Annotated in this window: 19 protein-coding genes and 1 pseudogene; 9 read left to right on the top strand and 11 right to left on the bottom strand. The window is 43.9% G+C overall.

The window, feature by feature from the left end:
* Positions 1-226: 226 nt before the first annotated feature.
* The 4 genes from H6G97_RS30810 to H6G97_RS30795 are packed head-to-tail and all read right to left on the bottom strand — an operon-like array spanning position 227 to position 2,072.
* On the bottom strand, positions 227-502 hold the full coding sequence (locus H6G97_RS30810) for a hypothetical protein (protein ID WP_190944306.1): 276 nt from the start codon (positions 500-502) through the stop codon (positions 227-229).
* Positions 499-723, bottom strand: a complete 225-nt coding sequence (locus tag H6G97_RS30805; RefSeq protein WP_190944305.1) for a hypothetical protein — start codon at positions 721-723, stop codon at positions 499-501. The genes H6G97_RS30810 and H6G97_RS30805 overlap by 4 nt, the downstream gene beginning before the upstream one ends.
* Complete coding sequence (locus tag H6G97_RS30800) at positions 720-953, bottom strand: hypothetical protein (protein WP_190944304.1); 234 nt, start codon at positions 951-953, stop codon at positions 720-722. Before H6G97_RS30800 ends, H6G97_RS30805 begins: the two co-directional genes overlap by 4 nt.
* 3 nt (positions 954-956) lie before the next feature.
* Positions 957-2,072, bottom strand: a complete 1,116-nt coding sequence (locus tag H6G97_RS30795) for a ParM/StbA family protein (protein ID WP_190944303.1) — start codon at positions 2,070-2,072, stop codon at positions 957-959.
* A gap of 221 nt (positions 2,073-2,293) precedes the next feature.
* On the opposite strand from H6G97_RS30795, the gene H6G97_RS30790 reads away from it, so the two are divergent.
* The 3 genes from H6G97_RS30790 (at position 2,294) to H6G97_RS30780 (ending at position 7,204) form a co-directional block, all read left to right on the top strand.
* A complete protein-coding gene (locus H6G97_RS30790; RefSeq protein ID WP_185585979.1) occupies positions 2,294-2,527 on the top strand; it encodes a hypothetical protein in 234 nt (77 codons plus the stop codon).
* Positions 2,528-2,672: 145 nt separating this feature from the next.
* On the top strand, positions 2,673-3,398 hold the full coding sequence (locus H6G97_RS30785; protein ID WP_185585980.1) for a hypothetical protein: 726 nt from the start codon (positions 2,673-2,675) through the stop codon (positions 3,396-3,398).
* 260 nt (positions 3,399-3,658) lie between these two features.
* A complete protein-coding gene (locus H6G97_RS30780) occupies positions 3,659-7,204 on the top strand; it encodes a PriCT-2 domain-containing protein (protein WP_190944302.1) in 3,546 nt (1,181 codons plus the stop codon).
* Here H6G97_RS30780 and H6G97_RS30775 read toward each other — a convergent pair.
* From H6G97_RS30775 to H6G97_RS54935, 5 genes are all read right to left on the bottom strand, one after another.
* Positions 7,144-7,386, bottom strand: coding sequence for a hypothetical protein (locus tag H6G97_RS30775; protein WP_190944301.1), 243 nt, complete (start codon positions 7,384-7,386; stop codon positions 7,144-7,146). The two genes, H6G97_RS30780 and H6G97_RS30775, sit on opposite strands and share 61 nt — an antisense overlap.
* 517 nt (positions 7,387-7,903) lie before the next feature.
* A complete protein-coding gene (locus H6G97_RS30770) occupies positions 7,904-8,332 on the bottom strand; it encodes a hypothetical protein (protein ID WP_190944300.1) in 429 nt (142 codons plus the stop codon).
* Between the two features lie 190 nt (positions 8,333-8,522).
* Complete coding sequence (locus H6G97_RS30765) at positions 8,523-9,032, bottom strand: hypothetical protein (RefSeq protein ID WP_190944299.1); 510 nt, start codon at positions 9,030-9,032, stop codon at positions 8,523-8,525.
* 13 nt (positions 9,033-9,045) lie between these two features.
* The gene (locus tag H6G97_RS30760; RefSeq protein ID WP_190944298.1) at positions 9,046-9,510 is read right to left on the bottom strand and encodes a hypothetical protein; all 465 of its coding nucleotides are present in this window, start codon (positions 9,508-9,510) and stop codon (positions 9,046-9,048) included.
* Positions 9,511-9,895: 385 nt separating this feature from the next.
* Positions 9,896-10,024, bottom strand: a complete 129-nt coding sequence (locus tag H6G97_RS54935; RefSeq protein ID WP_277883357.1) for a hypothetical protein — start codon at positions 10,022-10,024, stop codon at positions 9,896-9,898.
* A gap of 34 nt (positions 10,025-10,058) precedes the next feature.
* Here H6G97_RS54935 and H6G97_RS30755 point away from each other — a divergent pair, with 34 nt between their 5' ends.
* The 3 genes from H6G97_RS30755 to H6G97_RS30745 all read left to right on the top strand — a co-directional run bounded on the left by H6G97_RS30755 (position 10,059) and on the right by H6G97_RS30745 (position 15,984).
* Positions 10,059-10,571 (top strand): plasmid mobilization protein, encoded by a 513-nt coding sequence (locus H6G97_RS30755; RefSeq protein ID WP_242055437.1) that lies wholly within the window; start codon positions 10,059-10,061, stop codon positions 10,569-10,571.
* Entirely contained in the window at positions 10,552-12,084 is a 1,533-nt protein-coding gene (locus H6G97_RS30750) for a relaxase/mobilization nuclease domain-containing protein (protein WP_190944297.1), read from the top strand. Before H6G97_RS30755 ends, H6G97_RS30750 begins: the two co-directional genes overlap by 20 nt.
* Before the next feature lie 1,995 nt (positions 12,085-14,079).
* Positions 14,080-15,984: a beta strand repeat-containing protein gene (locus tag H6G97_RS30745; protein WP_190944296.1), complete on the top strand. Its 1,905-nt coding sequence runs from the start codon at positions 14,080-14,082 to the stop codon at positions 15,982-15,984.
* Positions 15,985-16,222: 238 nt separating this feature from the next.
* On the opposite strand, the gene H6G97_RS30740 is transcribed toward H6G97_RS30745, so the two are convergent.
* Both H6G97_RS30740 and H6G97_RS30735 read right to left on the bottom strand, forming a co-directional pair.
* Entirely contained in the window at positions 16,223-17,380 is a 1,158-nt protein-coding gene (locus tag H6G97_RS30740; RefSeq protein WP_199349766.1) for a ParB/RepB/Spo0J family partition protein, read from the bottom strand.
* A complete protein-coding gene (locus H6G97_RS30735; RefSeq protein ID WP_190944295.1) occupies positions 17,377-18,153 on the bottom strand; it encodes a ParA family protein in 777 nt (258 codons plus the stop codon). Before H6G97_RS30735 ends, H6G97_RS30740 begins: the two co-directional genes overlap by 4 nt.
* A 209-nt stretch (positions 18,154-18,362) precedes the next feature.
* Between H6G97_RS30735 and H6G97_RS30730 the strand changes: the two genes are divergently transcribed.
* The 3 genes and pseudogenes from H6G97_RS30730 to H6G97_RS30725 form a co-directional block, all read left to right on the top strand.
* A complete protein-coding gene (locus H6G97_RS30730; protein WP_242055434.1) occupies positions 18,363-19,721 on the top strand; it encodes a DEAD/DEAH box helicase in 1,359 nt (452 codons plus the stop codon).
* Complete coding sequence (locus H6G97_RS53085; RefSeq protein ID WP_242055433.1) at positions 19,718-20,071, top strand: hypothetical protein; 354 nt, start codon at positions 19,718-19,720, stop codon at positions 20,069-20,071. The genes H6G97_RS30730 and H6G97_RS53085 overlap by 4 nt, the downstream gene beginning before the upstream one ends.
* A 19-nt stretch (positions 20,072-20,090) precedes the next feature.
* A pseudogene (locus tag H6G97_RS30725) lies at positions 20,091-20,457 on the top strand (hypothetical protein); the annotation flags it as partial.

Here is a 20,457-nt window from a genome sequence, read left to right as displayed (position 1 = left end):
GCGGGTAGGACTTTCACCCACATCAGTCTGAGAGTTCAGTGCTAGGATTGCTCCTAGTTTCACTGACTAGGCTATATGCTTATTAAGCATTTTTACTTAGTAACGAATCGCACGACTTAATTCTCTTCGCCTGCCCTTGGAGTCATTGAAAATGAAAGGTGCATTGACTCGACAATTAGAGCGATGGCTGTAGCGCAGTTGTTGACCACGGAATTGGTACAAATGGTTACGCACTAAGGCTGTCGTTGAAAGCATTTGGTTGTCCCTCAACTTGGGAATAGAACTCGATATTTAGGATGGCTTCGTGAATCTCCATCAAAGCTTGCACAGCATCACCAATCTTTAAGTCATTCGATGTACTGAACTTTTCGGAGGCTTCGATTTGTTTGTAATTGGGAGATGCTTGTACAAACCTTAAAGTCTGTTCGCAACCGAGGATGATGGTCATGATTTCGGTTGTTGTTAGGCTTGGTTGTGTCTTTTGGGTGTCTTGGTCACTCATGACTTTTTCCCTTTTCTTTGGGTTTTCATCGGTGCGGTTGGGGCTTCTGGTTGAGCAGGTTTTTGAAGTACATAGCTGATAGCCCCTGCACCCCCGACAGCTGCGGCGATAGTGAACATATTGTTTCTGCCAAGCTGCTGGACTCCGAAGTAGCCAAGGGCTAACGCTGCTGCTGTTGCACCAATGCCTAAAACCGTGTTTCTGAATGTGGTTCTGCTCATGCTGCCCCTTTGAAATTAGTGACCATCGCTGTCAATGCTGATTTATTGGGCTGTGTAGATTGCGCTGTTTCAACTTTGGGCGATGGTTGTACATTGCCGTGTTGAAAAATCAGCTTCTCTACACCTGCTGATAATGCCTGTGTCGGTGCATCTTGGGGTAAATCAAACATCTTGCACAATTCAATTACTGCTAGGTAGGAGATGGTTATACGCCGAGATTCGTAATTCATTGATTAAGCTCCTCTTGCAATTTGAGTTAATAGCTTCAACCCCAAGGCATTGATGAATTGGGGATTATTCAAGACCACAAAGCCTAAACCGGCTAAGTTTTGATCCACCACTGGTAGAGAAACACCCCCACCCCAGGCGACAAGGTATTTAGCACGATCTAGATAATTGCCAGCAGTCACAAAGTTGGCGAATTTCTCAATCCTGTTACTCCACCACTGATCTAGACATTGGCTGTACTCGGTTTCAAACTTCTTGCCTGTGAGGTGGTTGCCGCCGTATGTGAAAGTGCCTTCAATAATTCCCTGGTTAACGAGACTGGGCGAGTGCTTCACATCCTTGGACAGCAGACTCACTCGGTCGTTTCGCTTGTCGAGGGTTTCTGCAATCATCGAATGCAGTTCACCGGCTCCACCTTCAATCAAGTGACGGTCAATCACTGCACCACTGCCGTTGAACACGGTAATCAACCAAGTTGATGAACCGATATCAAGAGCGATCGCTAATTCTGAGGGGTCAAGTACCAGGGACGCTTCACCAAATAAGCAGTGGGCAATACTTCCAAACCCTTCGGGATAAATGCCTGTGACTACAATCTCAACTGTCTTGGTGACAATGGAACGAGTAAGTGGGTGCAGATGTTCAAAGGTGTGAGTCCCTTCTACTCGGCGCTTAATCTCTTGGCCCCAGCGTTCTGGGTTGTGATTGCTCAAACCAATTTCTAGCTTGACTTCATCGGGAATATTCAGAACTTCTAAGTCTGCAAGGATGCTTTCTAACGCCAGTTCTGCCTTTTTCGCTTTATCCTCGTGTAGCAGGGTGTGGTCACTTTGAGCTAGAGCCGCACTGCCCCAGAAGAATTGAACATCTTTTAAGTCCAGGCGTGAACCTTGTACATAACGCACCCATGCCCCATCTTTTGAGATGGTTTCGTGGTGCATGATGTTGCGGTTGCGAACAAGTGAGTATACGGCTGGCATCATGATAGAAAAATCACCGATGATTGCCTTGCCATACCCTGCACCTGAGTCTTTTCCGGCGATCAGGTCAGTTAGCCCTGATTTGGCTAACAAGTCTGCCTGAACTAGCCAATTTTTGGCATTGGAATATATAGCTGTCATGGTTCTGTTGTTTGTTAAAGTCTTGTTTTTTCTGGCTTTGGAGAATTTAGAGGCTCAATCGCTTTAAATCCACATATCCAGTTAAGGGCTTGCCATCACTTCGCTTTCCGGCTTCTGTCACCTATGTTATGCGTCGTTTTTTGGCTTGCTAGTGTTATGATAGCATTACTTCATGAAGTAATGAAGTAATGTTTTGCTAATTTTCTTGAGGTAATGTCAAAATGTTTTCAGAACAAATAGAAAACAGTGATGTGGTAACAAGACGAGACGATCCAAATTTCACTCAAGTTAGCGGGTACATACCAAAGGAGAAAGCTTTAAACTTTAAAATTGCTTGCACTGCTTTGCAAATAACCCAAAGCGATGCACTAGATGAAGCAATTAGCCTTTGGCTAGCAAATCATGAGCAACCTTCCTCCACACCCAAGGGCAAAAAAGGTAAGGGTACAGCATGACCAAAGAAAGCCAATCAGAAAAAAACGCTCTAAGGGAAATTCTGGCCTATTTACAGAAAGTAGGGCTATTTGCTCAAAATCCAGTGTCAAACATTACTATCAGTAAAGTTCGTATAATTTCACATCATTAATTTTGTTGTCTCCAATGACTACAGTGAAAGACCCACCAACCGATTTTCAACTCCCGCCGCACAACGAACCGGCATTAGAGATGCTTAGGGAGGCGAAAGACTATGCGTCCACTCAAGCTCTAGCGGCTGGTGCTGCTGCGCTGGCTACAGGAGGCATAATTCATCCATTTGGATGGGTTCTTTTTGGATTGGCTTACAAGCCGTTGATACGAATTCAAAAACTTGCGCGGCTGGAAAAATTAACAGCCCTACTTTTGAATGAGTTTAAAAGCCAGGGTATACAAGTCTTTCCAGTGCTAAAGCCCGAAGACAAGAACCCCATCGACTTGTTTATTAGGTTTCCGAGAAAGACACATCTGTTTATCTCCATTCGTTCACGGGGAGATAGTCAGGTGGTCTACAACGAAAAAAGGGAAATTCTACAGGTGAAAAAGAAAGATAAAAATGGTTTAACCACCTGGAAACCCTGCCCATTAGTTGAGCTATCGGATTACGAGAGATGGCTGACTAAAAATAGAGATTTGTTTGGAATGTCCTCGAAAGAGGTAACAAAAACACCGACAGGAAAAGTTTTGGTCTTATGGAGTCCAACTCAGGCAGCATCTGACCACAACCCACATCTTTATTCTGAGATGGGCAGTATGAAAATTCTGGCTCTCAGGAGAAAAGGTACTACGTTTGTAATTCAAGAGGAGGAAGTAACCGAGTTCATCAAGGCTTGGTTAGCCAAGTACGAATAGGCTAAAAGCTGAAAACCCTAAGTCTCGATGAGACAAACGGGCTTTCAATTGGAATTGGGGTATAGGTTTCGCCGCCTAATTAATATCCCTAATAGTAATCTTATCAAACCTTTTTGAGTGTTAAGCGATTGTAACACTGGCTACACAAAAAACGGCAACTCAGGAATTTTATCAAATTCGATTTCTGAACGTTTGTATTAGAAGATTACTTTCGGGATAGCTCCAATTCCTCCAACACACAAACTGGAGGAATAGCTCTCATGTCACCATTACAACAATCTCATCACTCAGTATCGCCGCAATCAGCAGATGCTCAAGGGGCAAATTCTGCTGCTTTGACAAAACTTGAGTTGATTGAGAGTCGGATAATCAAGTTTGCGTTTAACGCAACTGGCACAAACAAAGACTGGGACTTTAAGAAGCTAGCCAGCAACTTCGTTGATGTAGAAGGCACTCTAGCCGATGTCCAGCAACATATTAAAGCAGGTCACGCCATCTGTGCTGGCTTGTTGGATGGTAAATGGCGCAGTAAGGCCAATATTATCGGTTCTCACTGGCTACTAATTGACATTGATAATTCCGATGTCGCCCGTGATGCTTATGACAAGCCGATTAAGGACGCTAACGGCAATTCTATCAAAGTTTACGATCACCAATTAACGATCGAAGAAGCGCTAGTCCATCCCTTCATTAAAAAACACTGCGCCTTAATGTACACCACTGCCAGTCACAAACAAGACTGGCATAAATTCCGGTTGGTTTTCCTTCTCCCCGAATATGTCCAAGGCGCTGATACTGTAGAAGCTTGTACACGCTTCCTCATGCAGCAGTTACCGCATGATCCAGCTTGTAAAGATGCAAGTCGTGTTTTCTACGGCAGCACAGAAGCAGAATTCCCCCTGGTCAACCCTAAAGCCACTTTACCAGCAGAATGGATAAGTGAGGCGATTGCGATCGCGCAACAGGAACGTATTGAGTATCAGCTAAGAATTCAAGAAATTGAGTCACGGCGTAAAGAGTGGCGTGAGATTTCCCTCACTGAAGGCTGGGACATTGACCAGCTAATCCAAAACGCTCTTTCATTCATCCCACCACGTACCCCAGGAAGCGGTAACTATGACGAATGCCGTCAGGTGTTGATGGCACTGGTTAATCATTATGGGGCAACAGATGCGGAAATCATAGCCGAGCAGTGGTCGCCCAGTATCAAAGGCTCAACTTGGAACATTCGCGCTAAGATTCGCAGTTTTAGACGTGGGGGAATCTCAATCGGTACACTGTTTCACATTGCCAAACAGTATGGCTTTCGCTTCCCGCAACGGCAGTACCAAGCATACCAGCCCAAAGGAGTAATTAACCGTGAACAGTGGGAGCTTGGGCGAGTTAGAGAGGACTTGAGCAGCTTCCAAAATTTATTGAAGCAAGCAATCGCTCCATTTAGTTCGATATTTAAAGGATTTAAAGCCCCACCACAACCATTGCCCTTACCTGAAATTGACACGCCTTCGCCCAATGTAATTATTTACAAACCCGGCAATATCCCGTACATAACTGAAGTTACAGGCAATATCTCTATCTCCTGCCAGCCAGAGGAACATATTGCTGCTTGGGTGGAAGCTGTTTCTAAGGGCTGGACACAAATCTTAGATAATTCCCACCCTGGACTGGGCAAGTCTTACAATGCGGGGCAATTGACGGCGGCCTTATTCGGTGTTGATAAACTAATTTACCAGGATGCCAACCACAGAAACCCATCTACACTGCCCATTGAAGAAAACTTTGTTGATCTGCCAGTGCGACACAACGGCTTTAAACTAGATCCCACTCGCAAAACTCCTACAGGTGAGGACTTTAAACTGTGGACTAAAGCGGGTGAGACTGCCGACACTGACGGCAATTGTCACAGAACTTACTTATTTAATGCCTTCCGCAACAAAAATTTTAGCAGCCTTGATTTTGAAGAGAGCGGCATTAGTCCCATCTGTGGCGGTTGTTCCCTTAAAAATCAGTGCCGTTTTGCTTACGGGGACGGTTTTGGATTCCGCTTTCAAAAACGCACAGCAATTCAAAATTATTCTGAACTCAGAGCGCACCCAGACTCTACACCAGTCACCTTAACTAACGCTGCTGACCAAACTTTCACCGTTGGACGGTTATGGGAAGAAGCAGGCACACTCATCAAGCCCGTGCGCTCGGTTGATGTGAACCGAGGCGATTTTGAAACTACTGTCGGCAAACTGCTACTGTTAGAACCAAATCTTCTATCACAGCTACAACCTGCACTCTTAGTTTTACACCAACTGTTAACTCAGCAACTTAAGCCCACTGACCGCTACGGGTTTGATGATGCCAGCATCCGTGCGCTGCTGCCCCCTTTCCCCACAGGCTTAGATATCGAAACGATTCAGCAAGCCTCTGAACCTGATTTAACTTTCTTAGAAGACTTGGACTCAATTGATATTACCCAAGATAAACAACTCAAAAAAAGCTCTGCGGCTCGTTATGCTGCCAAAAAGGTAGTTAAAGACAGCGCACGAACAGCAGGTAGGGAGTTTCTTGACTTGCCTAATTACTGGTTGCCTGACTTTCTCGAAGCTTGGAAAGGTGATGGTAGTTTTCAGTCTCAATGGGGTGTACTCAGCATTTACCGCCGAAATCCCAAACATACTGAATTGGCCCACTCTGCCCAATTTAATATTTATCTTGATGCCACATTCAAATCCCAGCAGTTGAAATTGAAATTGGGCATCGATGAGCCTGTGTTAGTCATCGAGCAACAACGCCCAGACTACGACAATTTAAAAGTCGTCAACGTCACTGGGCTGGGTAAACTGCCCAAAAATCGCTCTCTTCCACTAAGCGCTCGTGTTAACGCCCTCAAAGAAACCTTGAAAAAACTCTGCCCCAACCTTGGCATTATTGATTGGAAACAGATTGCAACACAAGCCGAGGGGCGCACAGAATACGGTCACTTTGTCGATGGTCGTGGTGTTAATCGGTTTAGTGAGTGTGATGCGATCGCAAGTTTTGGCATTCCTTACCAAAACATCGGTGTTTTAGCAGCACAATATCAGGTGATGACTGGTGAAAGGGTCAACCTGGAAGATAAAAACAGCGCTTTCCACAAGTATCTCACAGACCTGCTAAGAGCAGAAATCATCCAAGAGATTGGGCGATTACGTTCACATCGTCGCCCCAATGTGGAGCTAACATTCTACTTCTGCGCTGATTATGACCTCAATTTCCTTTTAAGGGAACTGCCAGGAGTAAAATTAGAGGTTGTTGATGCCTGCGATTTCTGCATTGAAGCTGGTAGCCGAGATCAGCAAACAGGTCACGCCATCGTCAAAGCCTTCACCCACCTTTGGGAGTCGCAGCAGAAAATTGGTCAAACTGCGATCGCCAAAATCATAGACACTACCCAAGGATGGGTGAGCCGATTTACCCAGAGATGGGGGGGCTGGCAGCACTTTAAAAAATTATTACTCTTGCTATTAGATAGTCTTAATAGCGGTAGTAATAAAAATTTGGCTGACTTAGACGACGATGAAAAGTGGCTAGCCCGTACATACTTCCCGATGTTGATTGCTGAATCAGAATCATCACCAGATCACCTGTTAGAGGGGGTGGCGGAAGTTGCCCAAGTTTTTAGTACTAGGGCGATGCGGCGAGTTTTGAATTTCTGCACGCCCCAAGTTAGGGCTGACTTGCTGATGACTTTCTTTCGTTGTTTGCCTACTGAAGTTTACTCAATTTCAGTTTCTGAAATCTCTGCATCACTCGCAGAACCTGAGCTATCACCTTGAACAGTCATAAGAACTGATTCTAGACGATAACCAGCTTCGCGGATGTAATATCCAGCTGCACCCACGTCTTCAAACACGCTGTCAAATTGGGGATGAGTTGACGGAAAAATCTTTCTCAGGCGTTCGCTGATTCCTGAAAGTTCTTGCTGAATTGCGATTAGTTCTTGAGTATCATCGTCCATACTTATTTACCACAAAGATAGCTGCCCCGGTGAAACATTTGATTTCCCACCTCTATGGTATAAAAGGTGACAAGCACTGCAAAGAGCTATAAGGTTGCCGCTATGGTTATTTGCTGGATTTCTGTCCCAATGATGAACCTGTAGGGTGTACACTCTGCGTTTTGAGCGTGTAAGCTTTGATGTTTTTTCACCAGGGGGAATGCACTGTAACCCGCATTTTTGACAACGCCACTGGGCTTGTTGCTTAACGTCCGTGGCAATTTCTGACCAATTATCTGGGTATAGAGAATAGGTGAACGTCATCAGTCTAATTAAACTAAAGCTTTGAGAATTGTAATGCTTCTAGGGCTGGGCTACGGAAAGAAAAAATATTACTCCTGCTATTAGATAATCTTAATAGCGGTAGTAATAAAAATTTGGCTGACTTAGACGACGATGAAAAGTGGTTAGCCCGTACATACTTCCCGATGTTGATTGCTGAATCAGAATCATCACCAGTACCCAACTGCTAAAAAATTTATTCAGATTCAAAGTCGATCAGAACAGCATCGGCCTGAAACATTTCGTCTCTAGCTTTTAAACCAATATCTCGACGGATATTGTCTAGAATTTCTAGACCTGTGCGTTGGCTGTTGGGGTAGGGAGTCCAGATGGCGTTGACTGTAATTTGAGTACCGACTAAGAATGTGTTGACTGCGCCGACAAAATATTCACCATCGGCATAATCTAAGCGAACAAGGTAAACACGAGATTTGCCAGCGTAGTGAGCATTTTTAATGTCAGAGGCGGTTTGATAATCGGGATGTGATTCAGTCAAATAGGTGATTTTAGGTTTGTTGGGATGATTAAATCCTTCGGATTTACCCAAATTGGGGTCTGACTTTTTAAATCCTTGAGATTTACCCCAATTGGGGTCTGAATTCTTGCGCCTTTTAGCTTCTCCCATATTGATTCCTATTATGTGGCTAACTTGACCCGTTCAAAGACTAAAACTAGGATGCCATTGTTTCTATGTTGTTGCTGCCTGGGCTACGGAAAGAAAAAATATTACTCCTGCTATGTAGATAGTCTTAATAGCGGTAGTAATAAAAATTTGGCTGACTTAGACGACGATGAAAAGCGGTTAGCGCATACCTTCACTTATTTGCTTTTTTGTATACGATAATCACTCTATCTAAGTAAAGTTCATCCGTTACTACTGAGATGGTTCGTATAAGCTGTTCGCCTTGAACTTCAATGCTATCAGCTATTTTCGTGTCCCCATCGTCATATCTGAGCTTTTTTTTATTAACTTCATCGCTAGGTACAGCCCACGATACTAGATCATCAACCAATAAGAAGGCTTTAGAGTCATAGAAACTTAGATGACCGTTAAACGGTATAACTTCAGACTCCAATACCCCTTCACTGTCAAACCAATAAACTTTTGGTTCGCCTGTTCTTTCTTCAAAAAATTTCCCATCTGATGAGATAGTTAGAGTAAGTCCTTCGGTTGCTTCTACCTGATCAATTAAATTATTGCTGTTACCATTCAACCAATTTTCGACACCATTCGGATCTGGTTCATCACCGATAAATTTTATGTCGCTGTTTAGAGAAATGCTTCCCGTTAACAGCCATGTTCCAATTAATAATTCTATGTTCATAGGATTTTTCTAATTACAGGTTTGATTCAGCCTGTTGCTGCTGCGGTGCTGGCTGTTTACTTTTTCTCTTGCCCTTTGCACTATTTACTGTTGATTCCTCTGGCTCACTACTAGCTTCATCTGATGCAGTATTTACAACTGCTAGCTGAGTTTCAGTAGCCGGATTTGATGACCGATTTTTGTCGTCGCTTGAAGATGTCTTTTGCTGGCGACGACTGCTTTTCTTCAACTCGCCTATTAAATATTTAATTCTGCTGCCACTCAAATTGATGCCCAGTCCTTTCAGCATCTCTGACACTTCATCATAACTGTAGCCATACTTATCAGAGGTCAGTTTCTCAATGTACCGTCTCATTTTCTTGATAGTCTCTCTGTCCGATACAGCTTCTCGCTCTTTCGGCTTCTGTGACTTGAGAAGATTAATGGCCTTATCAATCTTCTCTTTCGTGATTACTTCTGAATTCTGATGCTCACTCATGGTTATCTCGTGAATACCGATTAACTGATAATTATCGACTATTTGAAAAAATCTGATTCAAAATCCTCAAAAAAATTGACTATTGCGGCTACGCCGAATTACCTTTTTGTACTACGGCTACGCCTTATATTTTTTAGTGTGGCAGCTTCGCTGGTAGTCTTATTCAAGCTCATGCTAAAAAATCTGGCTATTACAGCTACGCTGAATCAGAGAACTTTACTTAAAACAGCTTCGCTGAATTATCTTTTCATATTACAGCTACGCTGAACTATTATTTTGTGTGCCAGCTTCGCTGAATCAGAGAATTTTCATATAGCGGCTACGCCATTTGTACCGACTCTGTAGCGGCTACGCCGAACCAGAATTTACCGACTGCTTGATTTTATCAAATTCCGGCTACGCCGTTGATATATCCCTCTGTAAGTTGTAGGATAATCAGCATCACGGCTACGCCGAAAGTACTCCCGCCTTCAGCCCCCTGCTGTGTCCTCCGTATAGCCGTAACATCTGACACCGCACCTTCCCCGTATTTGGGCTAGAAGCTAGCGATGCCTCAAAGCTTACGCTTTGTCTCGCTGCGCTCGAACGGCAGACTGGTTCAAGTGGGGAAACCCCCCTTGAAAAACCCCCCTCGCAATGTCCCGATATCTTCTCGATTTATGGCGAACCGCAAGCAGTCAAAAGCTCTAGTCCGAAAGCATATTTTCCCAGTGAGGTTAAGTGATATCGAACTGGACTTGCTGCGAATAAAATCACTTGATGCGGGTATGTCAGCGAGTGAACTAATGAGGCGCAATGCGTTGATGCGTCCATTACCCAAACGACTGAGTAAAATTAGCTTGCAAACATATTGGGAATTAGGACAAATCGGGAACAATCTAAACCAGCTTGTCAAAGCCACCAACACAGCTATATTAATGGGGCGAACTTTACCTGCAAAACCCGAACTGCTAAGAGAACTTTTAGAACTGCTGCATCAGTGTAGACGAGATATTGCCTCGGATGATATTGAATCTGACGACTGGGAAGAAGAGGAAGACGATGATTGGGAAGCAGACTAAGGGCAGAGGTTTTCGCAAACTGTTGGATTATTTGGAATCCCGCGAAGATGCTAAACTAATCGGCGGCAACATGAGCGGGAGAAATGCCCGTGAATTGGCGCGTGAATTTAAGCTGTCTCGACAACTGAATTCTGATGCAGACCGAGTTGTTTATCATGTCTCGCTGTCAGCAGCTAAAGACGATAAATTAGATGATGAGAAGTGGAACGAGATTGGCGACCGTTACATGAAGGAGATGGGTTTTGATGCCAATCAGTTTGTCATCTTCCGCCACCATAACACCGACGACGACCACATCCACATTGCAGCCAGCCGCATCAGGATGGATACAGGGCTAGTAGTGCATGATTCCTGGGATTATATACGCTCTGAGAAAGTCCTGCGACAAATCGAGCAAGATTATGAGTTAGTACAAGTGCAGGGCAGTAGAGAAAAACTGAATCGCACACCCAGCACCGGACAAATCAGGCGCATAAGGCGAGAGCAGTCAGAATTTGACTTGGGTAAGCGCGATACCCCACCAGAGCGCATCATTAAGGAGCAGATTCAGCAGACAATTGATAGGGCTAGTGTTGATAATCCCCAAATGCCAACGCTGATCATGCGGCTGCAACAAGCTAGTGTCAGTGTAAGAACAGGATTCACTAGGAATGGTAAGTCTAAAGGAATTTCTTATGAGAAAGATGGGCAGGCTTTTAGTGGTACACAGTTAGGTGCAGCTTACACCTTCCCTGGTTTGCAAAAACATCGTGGCATTGACTACCAACCAGAACGTGATGATGAACCTATTAATGAATTGCTGCTCAAACCTGCTAAACCACTCCCAATTGAGCAGTTAGAAAAACTCTTTCAAGAGATTGAACGCAAACAGCAACAGCCTGAGTTTACGCCACCACCAGAGGATAAAGTTGTTTGGCAAGTGTTGCACAAGTATTTGAACGAGAAACGCTACATACCAGATTATATTGTGCAAGGATTACATAATAATCAGTTGCTTTACATGGATGAGCAACGAAATATTTTGTTTATCAAGCGTGATTTAGATGGTGAAAAAACTGGCGCATTAATTTGGTCAAAGCCAAGGCAAAGTCATCGCACTGTGGAGTACGACCAAACCACCTCTACAGCAAATGGTTGGTTTTATTTGAGATTGGGAGGGCAACCTACGGACAAGGTAGAAAATGTCTTTTTGTGTTCTTCACCGATTGATGCGATGTCAGCCGCCACTTTCCTGATCCACAAAAGGGAAAGGCTACCGCCAACTAGAACGATGTTTATGGTAGCTGATGACCCGAATAACCTACCTATGGAATTTCTCAAAGATACTGATAAAGTTTTCCTGATGTTTAATAATGATTCACAAGGAAATTCTACTGCTAGTGCAGTATTAGAATTGTTGCCCCATAGTAAAAAAGTGACAACTTTTACTCCTGATTGGAGTCAGGAATTAGAAGCTCTTCTGTTGGAGGAGCAACAAAAGCTCAGACAGCAGGATCGTGGTTTTAGCTTGTGAGCCACGCAGAGCGTACACCTGACTTGTTGGTTAAGTTCAAGAAAGAATTTTTGAAACACAATTGCAACATATCATGATTACGCATTGTCAATAAGACCGCAGCTTATTGACAATAAAAATTGCTCAAAAAAGCGGCTGTAATTGAGACTGGATATAAGTTACAGAAGATTTTTTTCAAAAACAGTGGACGGCCAAAAGGACAAAAATGACCAGTTTTTGTCCTTTTGGCCGTCCGTTGACAGGTGGGCATTTGTCAGCAGAGCATGACAATTGAGTAAGGTTGGCGCTCACTGGACGGCCAAAAGGACAAGAAAGCACTGTTTTTGTCCTTTTGGACGGCCAAAAATATTAGTGTCGGATGAGACTGATTTACTACGGTTAAACTACACTAAGTCCACGGATTTATAACTGTTTAGTGTAGTTACTGCGTTAGACGAGTTTCTGTTTCAGTTAACGCTAAATATATAGAATAGCTCCTGAACTCACAGTGGAGATTTCAGATTTACTCACTCAAGGAGTTAATCGATTGAGCGGGATTTTTGAAGTACATTTGCAACACAAGCGTATTATATATTCTCAATAATTTTAGAGTTATTGAGAATGAGCCAGTTTGAGAAAAATGGCTAAAAGCTTTCTGGAGTAAATATTAGAGGGCAATTTTTCAAAAAAGCGATGTGCAAAATAGCAGACATTTTGTAGTGAATAGTCAAAGTTCCTTGACAGCTATAACGGTTAAAAGCGTGTATAAGCTGTGCAAAATAGCAGACATTTTGTATATGAATAGGGGTTTTAGGTGCAAAATGTCTGCTATTTGTAACTGTGACTAATCAGACAATTTCACTACTTAAAACAAGTTTCATCTCTATTAACAAGCGTGGAGATTGTAAAATGAACAATTCCTGACTAGGCATTAAAGAAAAATAATCGAATGTTAGCGTGGCAGGTTAAGCTCTAGAAATAATTTTTGAAGCACAATTGCAACATAAATGTATTATCTATTCTCAACAATTTTGAAGTTATTGAGAATAAAACAGGCGATTAAAATTTGCTGTAAGTCATTGTCAGTCAGCATTACGCCCGAATTTTTCGCAAAAAGTCTTATGCTCAACTGGTAGCAGTAGGGCTACTCTATAGCTACCAGTTGGGGAATCATCAAATTTTCAAAAACTCACTTTTTTACTACTCAAGTGGTAGCTGTGTGTCACCAGTTGAGCTACCCAACAGCTACCACTTGAGCAAGGTATTTAGAACTACTATTTCAATACTAGTAAACTACATAAATTCTATGTAATAAGTGGTGTTTACAGGATAGCTAGGGTGTAGCTCACAAGTGGAGTGCAGCTTTTTGGTTACAAATGTAGTATAAAGTAATATGAAAAAGTAGAGTTTTGCTCTTTCATGTGTTTCTAAGCAATAATTTGGCTTTAGATGACGCGCAAATACTCATTTTTGATCCAAAAGGTGTGAGCGTCCGTTTGAAGCAAAACAGAAATTCTCCGCCTAAATACTCCCTATTGCTACCCGCAATACTCATTTTTGTATCAAGTATTCTTATTGTGTCTAGGCAGACAACAGTGTACTGAAGATAATTGAGTAGGTCAGGTTTAATCACAAGAATAGAATGCGATTTTTAAAGTAGACCCGTCAGTAGCCGTGTTGAACCGACGAACTCGTGACCGCTACGCTCTCGGAGTCGGTGGCTCTTACGGGCAGAAAGATTACTGGTTGGGCCAACTAGATCCTGCAAGCCCGCAAGACCCACTTCGCTGCGCCGACTCCGAGCCACGAGTTCTGAAATCCCCCAAAATCTCAAATTTCCTCACAGTTTCCTCAAATTTAATTTTTAGTATAAAAAGTGTAATGATCTGAAAAGGCTTTATTTTCCGTTGTAAATAACGGTTTTTTAACTTTGATGTAGCAATTTTTCAAACCTTTTCGTTACGGCATTTACGTCATTCGACATATTAACTAACGTAAATAGAGAGGATTTTGATCATGCCTAGACTTACTGTTCCACCCAATTTCATCGGCACCCCTGCTCCTGATAGCTTAATCGGGGAAGATTTAAATGCATCTGGGGCAATTGGTATTGATATTTTAACTGGAGGTGTGATTAGTACATTTTCAGGAAATGACTCCATTGAGGGCAAGGCTACAGGCAGTACAAGCAGTGGCAGTACAAGCAGTGGCAGTACTGGAACAGGCATCTCCATTGCTACTGGTGGCAGTCTGGATACAGGGGATAGAGAAGATACTATCACTGGTAACGGCACAGGTGGTTTCGGCGACAACGCTGGTGGGGATGGAATCGGCATCAGCAACAGTGGCGAATTGGATACTGGAAACGGAAAAGATACTATCACTGGTAACGGCACAGGCGGCACAGGCGTTAGGGATGGGAATGGGATCGGCATCTCTATTGCCACCAATGGCATTCTAAATGCAGGAGATGGAGAAGACACTATTATCGGCACTGGTACTGGTGGCAGCAGATACTCAACCCAGAAATCGGGCGTAAAAGGAATAGGCATCTCTATTGCCACCAATGGCAGTCTAAATGCAGGGGACGGGAAAGACACTATTACTGGCACTGGCACAGGCGGCAGCGCAGGTCGTTTAGGTGGTGTCGGCGAGGATGGGTATGGCATCTCTATTGCCACCAATGGCATTCTGAATACAGGCAACGGAGAAGATACTGTCATCGGCACTGGTACTGGTGGTGACAGTTCCAGAGGAACTGATGCGGGGGATGGAATTGGCATTAGCAACAGTGGCGAATTGGATACTGGAGGCGGAAAAGATACTATCACTGGTAACGGCACGGGTGGCTACAAAAGAAACTTCAATGGCACTACTGGAATCGGCATTAGCAACAGTGGTAGTTTGAATGCAGGGGACGGAGAAGACACTATCACTGGCAATGGCACGGGTGGCAGAACCTTCGACGGCGGCAATGGAATTGGCATCAGTAACAGTGGTAGTTTGAATGCAGGGAACGGAAAAGATACTATAGCTGGCAATGGTGCTGGCACAAGTGCTGGCGATGTTGGTGCTCGCAAAGGCGGGAATGGAATCGGTATCAGCAACAGTGGCAGTTTGAATGCAGGGGATGGAGAAGACACTATTACTGGCACCGGCACTGGTGGCGGTGGCGGCACAAACACCGGTTTTGGCGACCCTAGCGGTGGGAATGGGAGCGGCATCAGCAACAGTGGCAGTCTGGATACTGGGGGCGGGAAAGATACTATCATCGGCACTGGTACTGGCGGCAGCAACGGTGGCATCGGTACTGGTGGCAGTGGCGGCGACGGTAGCACCCTTGGCAACGCCGGTACTGGTATCGGCATCCAGAACATTACAGATGCCATCATCACCACAGGGTGGGGTAACGACACGATTACGGGTAGTGGTAAATCTTCAGGAGTAAACGCCACTGCCTATGGCATCTTCAACGATGGAACCATTGACACAGGTAATGGTCGTGACATCCTGACTGGTCAGGCAACAGTGACAATTGGTGTTATTGCCTATGGTATTTATGGCCAAGGAATAATCAGAACTGGCGATGGTAATGATGAAATTACCGTCACTAGCACCCTAGATGAAGTTCAACAGAAAGTTAATATCGGTGGTGGGATCAGCATTGATTTAGGTACTGGAAATGACTACTTGAAAGGGTTTGGTACTGCCAGTGTTGATGGCGGCAACGGTTTTGATACCCTTGACTTTAGTGCTTTCAATCGCTCTGAGTTAATCATTTCTGGTGTGAGTTCTGGTAATCCCCTTAACCCTGCCACCATCACCTTCAATAACAATGGAAACCTTATCACCATGTCCACGGCTGGGTTTGAGAATTTTATTTTTGCAGATGGCTCTTTTTCTTACAGTTCTTTGACCTAAAATTGGTGGCTACCCTTTTAGGCATATTAGGTATCGAGCCTATATGTGTGTAATTTCCGGCAAGTTGGTTATGTCGGGTAAGGAGGCATACGTCGCCGTATCCCCTAAGAACTGGATAAGACTGTTACCATGCCTATAATTAACTTTGACATGGCATTGAATGGGAATTTTTGACAGTTCTGTGATGTAAATTGATTTTGGTTTACCTCTTCTGTCTTAAGTCAGGGCATTTACCAAGTCACTCATCCCCTAGTAAGGCTTCGAGCTTGTTTAAAAGGTTTACTAACTGCTTTTGCTTTCTAGGTTCTTTCCATAGCTGACGCTTTTTAATGCGCTGGGTGATATTTTGAAGGCGGTCTGGTATTTGGTTAGATCCTTTAGACGAGGATGCTTGTTCATCATCCGTCCAAGCTGCGATTTTTTCTTTGATTTGACTTAAAGACCAATCCGATGCTATCGCTTCGGACAAAAGTTTTTTTCGGATTTCATTATTTCTTACCCGCGCCAAGACTTGTGCTTTGGTGTACTCCAGTTGACCTCCTCGCAGTGCCATTAAAATTTCTTCGGGCAGATTGAGCAAAGGTAAGCGTGTGGTAATGAACGATAGCCAATTCATGAGTCCCAGGCTCTCAAACACCTGTTGTACCGTGTTTGATTGTTCTTCATCTAGGTTAGGAGAAACGTTTTTCCTAGATTCAGTTTCATCAGATAAATGGTCAGAAATGTTGTCCTCAGATTGCGGATTATCTGGGTTAGGAGAAACGTTTTTCCTAGATTCATTATTCTCGGCTAAATGGTCAGAAACGTTGTCCTCAGATTGTGGATTATCTGGGTTAGGAGAAACGTTTTTCCTAGATTCATTTAATGAGGATTTTGACGGCTGTTCCCCCTTGCTGTGAGCGTTTTTCATTCGGTACAGCAATGATTTGACGGCTTCTACATCGCAATGCAGCCGGATTGCCAAAAGGTGCAAGATCCCTTCAGTTTCTTCAACGGGATTAAGGTCTTCTCGTTGCAGGTTTTCAATCAAAGCCAACTGAAACGCTTGGTCATCAGATAGCTCACGCACAACCACAGGCGCAACTTCAAGTTTGGCTGCCTGCCCTGCCCGATAACGTCGCTCTCCTGCTACTAATTCGTATTTCCCACCGCCAATTGGACGCACCAACAAAGGTTGGAGGATGCCATGCTGTTTGACTGACGAGACTAATTCTTTTAATGCTTGTGGGTCAAAGTATCGTCGGGGCTGGTGTTTGGGCAGAACTATATCTGAGAGCTTGATAGTAGTTTCAGTTGCGGCTGGGGAATCTGCATCTGGGGAGGATAACCAAGGTGCAGGTGGTGGAGTTGTAATTTGACCCCCAAAGGGTTTGTCTGTTTGTTTGCGTCGGATCATAAAGCCTCCAAAGCCTTGGCGATTTCTTCAAGAATAGCGATTACAGGATGTTTCGGGTCAAATACTGCTAGAGGCGCACGTTCTTCTGACGCATCGACAAAAGCGGTAGCTCTGGGGATGGGTGGGAAAATACGACCCCAAGCAGAAAGTTGCTCTTGGATGGCTGCCAATGCGCGTTTATCGGCTGAATTCTGTTGAGCATACCGCGTGGGAACAAACCCGGCTATAGTGATTTTGCGATTGGCTTTATTTTTGACGTGGGTGATAGTTTGTAAGAGTTCGTCCGTTCCCTCAAAAGCTTTTATATGGGTTTCAACGGGAACGAGTACGTGTGTGGCCGCGACTAAGGCGATATAGGAAAGCAATCCTAAGCTGGGGGGACAATCTATAAGAATGAAGTCGTATTCATTTAGAACAGATTCAATGGCTTCCTTAAGGCGCAACTCGCGCATCGCAGCACTGACTAACTGCATTTCTGCTCCACTTAGGACTCGGCTTGCTGGAACCAAGTCCATGCCGTGAATGCCCTCATGAATTGGTAAGGGCTGCTCGTCGATAATGGCATCAGCAACGGTTTTTTGTAACTGAGATGGCACTAACCCCATGAATTTGGTCAAGGACGCTTGGGGGTCTACGTCGATGAGGAGAACACGATGTTTTCGTCGCGCTAGGTGATATCCCAAATTTTGGGTCAGTGTCGATTTGGCGACACCACCCGCTTGGTTAAACAGGGCGATAATGCGGCAAAGAGGGTCAGAAGTTGACACTGGCATTATTCCTAGAAGATACGTTGAGGTTTGGTCAACCGACTCGGTTTTAGTTTCCAGTTTACGTGTATCAGATGAAAAAAGTTTATTTTTGGATAGAAATTCCAGTAGATTTTATATAACTTCACCGTATGTAGATTTAACAGTCTCACTATGCGGGAAAATAGCTGTTAGGTGTCTGCGGAGTGATCAAAAGTAGCTGGTAGGGGTGCATCATGGAGACAAACTATACATTCAAATTTAATTCTGACACTGCCAAGTCAGCTCTAAAAGCAGCTAAATACGACCCGATTAACTTCTACCAAGCGCGTTTAGACCTGTTTAGCCTCTCGGTAATGGCAGACTATGATCAGCTAATTTGTCTGCCCACACTAACTGCTATTGACAAATACTGGTATCAGATTGAAACAGCCCGAAAAGTACTTAGACAACTGGGTGGACGCGCATTACTAGCCGATGAAGTCGGATTGGGCAAAACCATTGAGGCGGGACTAATCATAGCCGAGTACTTAGCAAGGGGTATGGTACAGTCCATGCTGGTGTTAACTCCCGCATCCCTAGTTTCCCAGTGGCAATCAGAGTTAAGTGACAAATTTAATATTGCTACTATCACTACAGATAACCGTGACCCGCAACAACCGATAGACGAATTTTGGACGAATAATCCGCGAATTATCGCTTCATTAAACACGGCTAAGTCTGCTAAACATTATCCTCACGTCACTAGTCGCACTTGGGACTTAGTTGTTGTTGATGAAGCCCACCACCTGAAAAATCGCACTACCCTAAACTGGAAACTGGTCAACGCCCTCAATAAGCGGTTTATCCTTATGCTCACTGCTACGCCAGTGCAGAACTCCCTTATTGAACTGTTTAATCTGCTGACCCTCCTCAAACCGGGACTGCTACAAACAGAAGCCGCTTTTAAAAAAGAATATGTCGATTCCAGGAATGGACGAGTCCCTAAAAATCCCGAAAAGTTGCGCTCTCTGATGCGGGAAGTCATGGTGCGAAATACCCGCGCCTTAGTAGATGTCAAACTGCCCAAACGCTTCGCCACCACAATTACTGTTACCCCGGCAGCAGGCGAGGAGAAACTTTACCAGGACTTGAGCGAGTATCTACGTTCTTCAGAGGAGAAGCTAGACAGACTCTCTCGCACCAATTTGCTAATGCGTGCTGGTTCATCCCCTGGTGCTTTGGCTGACTCCCTCAAGCAACTGACCAAACGCCTACCTGATGAAGAACTGAAGTCTTTAGCAAGACGAGCAGCCCAGGTGAAGCAGGTCGAGAAAGCAAAAGTATTGGTAGAGATGCTCTCAAAATCTTCCCAGAAAACCTTGGTCTTCACAACCCATAAAGCAACTAGCACTTATTTGGCTCAAACTCTGCAAGCAGCAAATATCCCCTTTGCAGAATTTACTGGTGGGATGTCCCTTAAACAGAAAGATGAGGCTATAGCCGCATTTCGGGATACTGTTTCTGTACTGCTGGCATCTGAAACAGGCGGAGAGGGACGTAACATCCAGTTTGCAACGCGATCGTTAATTATGACCTGCCCTGGAACCCAATGAAAATAGAACAGCGCATTGGTCGTATTCACCGCATTGGACAAACCCAAGATGTTTTTATTTTTAACTTTTGTCTCAAGGGCAGTATCGAAGAGTATATTCTGCGGATCTTGCATGACAAAATTAATATGTTTGAACTAGTGGTCGGAGAGATTGAAACAATTTTAGGGAACGTGGATGATGAATTTGACTTTAGTGAAATTGTTATGGATATCTGGCTTAAGCATCAAGTCAAGCCCGAATTAGATACAGCCTTCGAGCAATTGGCAGATAATTTGTTGAAAGCCAAAAACCAGTATCAGCAAATCCAGGAACTGGATGAACAGATTTTTGGTGAAGATTTTGAAGCCTGAGAGATTGATTTGAATAAATATGTTATCAGACCCAATTATTGCTACCTTAGAAAAAATTGTTTCTCTGCATGATGGGATAGCAGAACCTGCTGGTGAACACATTTTAAATGTGTTGTTAACAGAAAATATAGCATCGCTGCTTTCGCTCCCAGAAGAAGTTACTTTTACAACTATTGCTGATGTACCCCAAAGTGTTTTTGTCACCTATCATTCAGAAGTCTTAAATAAGCTATCTGAACTATTAGCTGTTAAAGGACTTATTAGTGCGTTGGGTGTTAAAATCGATGGACATCTGAAAAACACAGGCTTTGAGAAAATTTTATTGGAGAGACTCGCACCTCAAAATGGCTTAATTCGTTTTTTAGATGCTAAACCAGAAATTACTC

The organism is Nostoc flagelliforme FACHB-838 (genome assembly GCF_014698065.1).
Classification (GTDB): Bacteria; Cyanobacteriota; Cyanobacteriia; order Cyanobacteriales; family Nostocaceae; genus Nostoc; species Nostoc flagelliforme_B.
The sequence above is the reverse complement of the archived record's forward strand: the minus strand, read 5'-3'. Positions and strand labels throughout refer to the sequence as shown.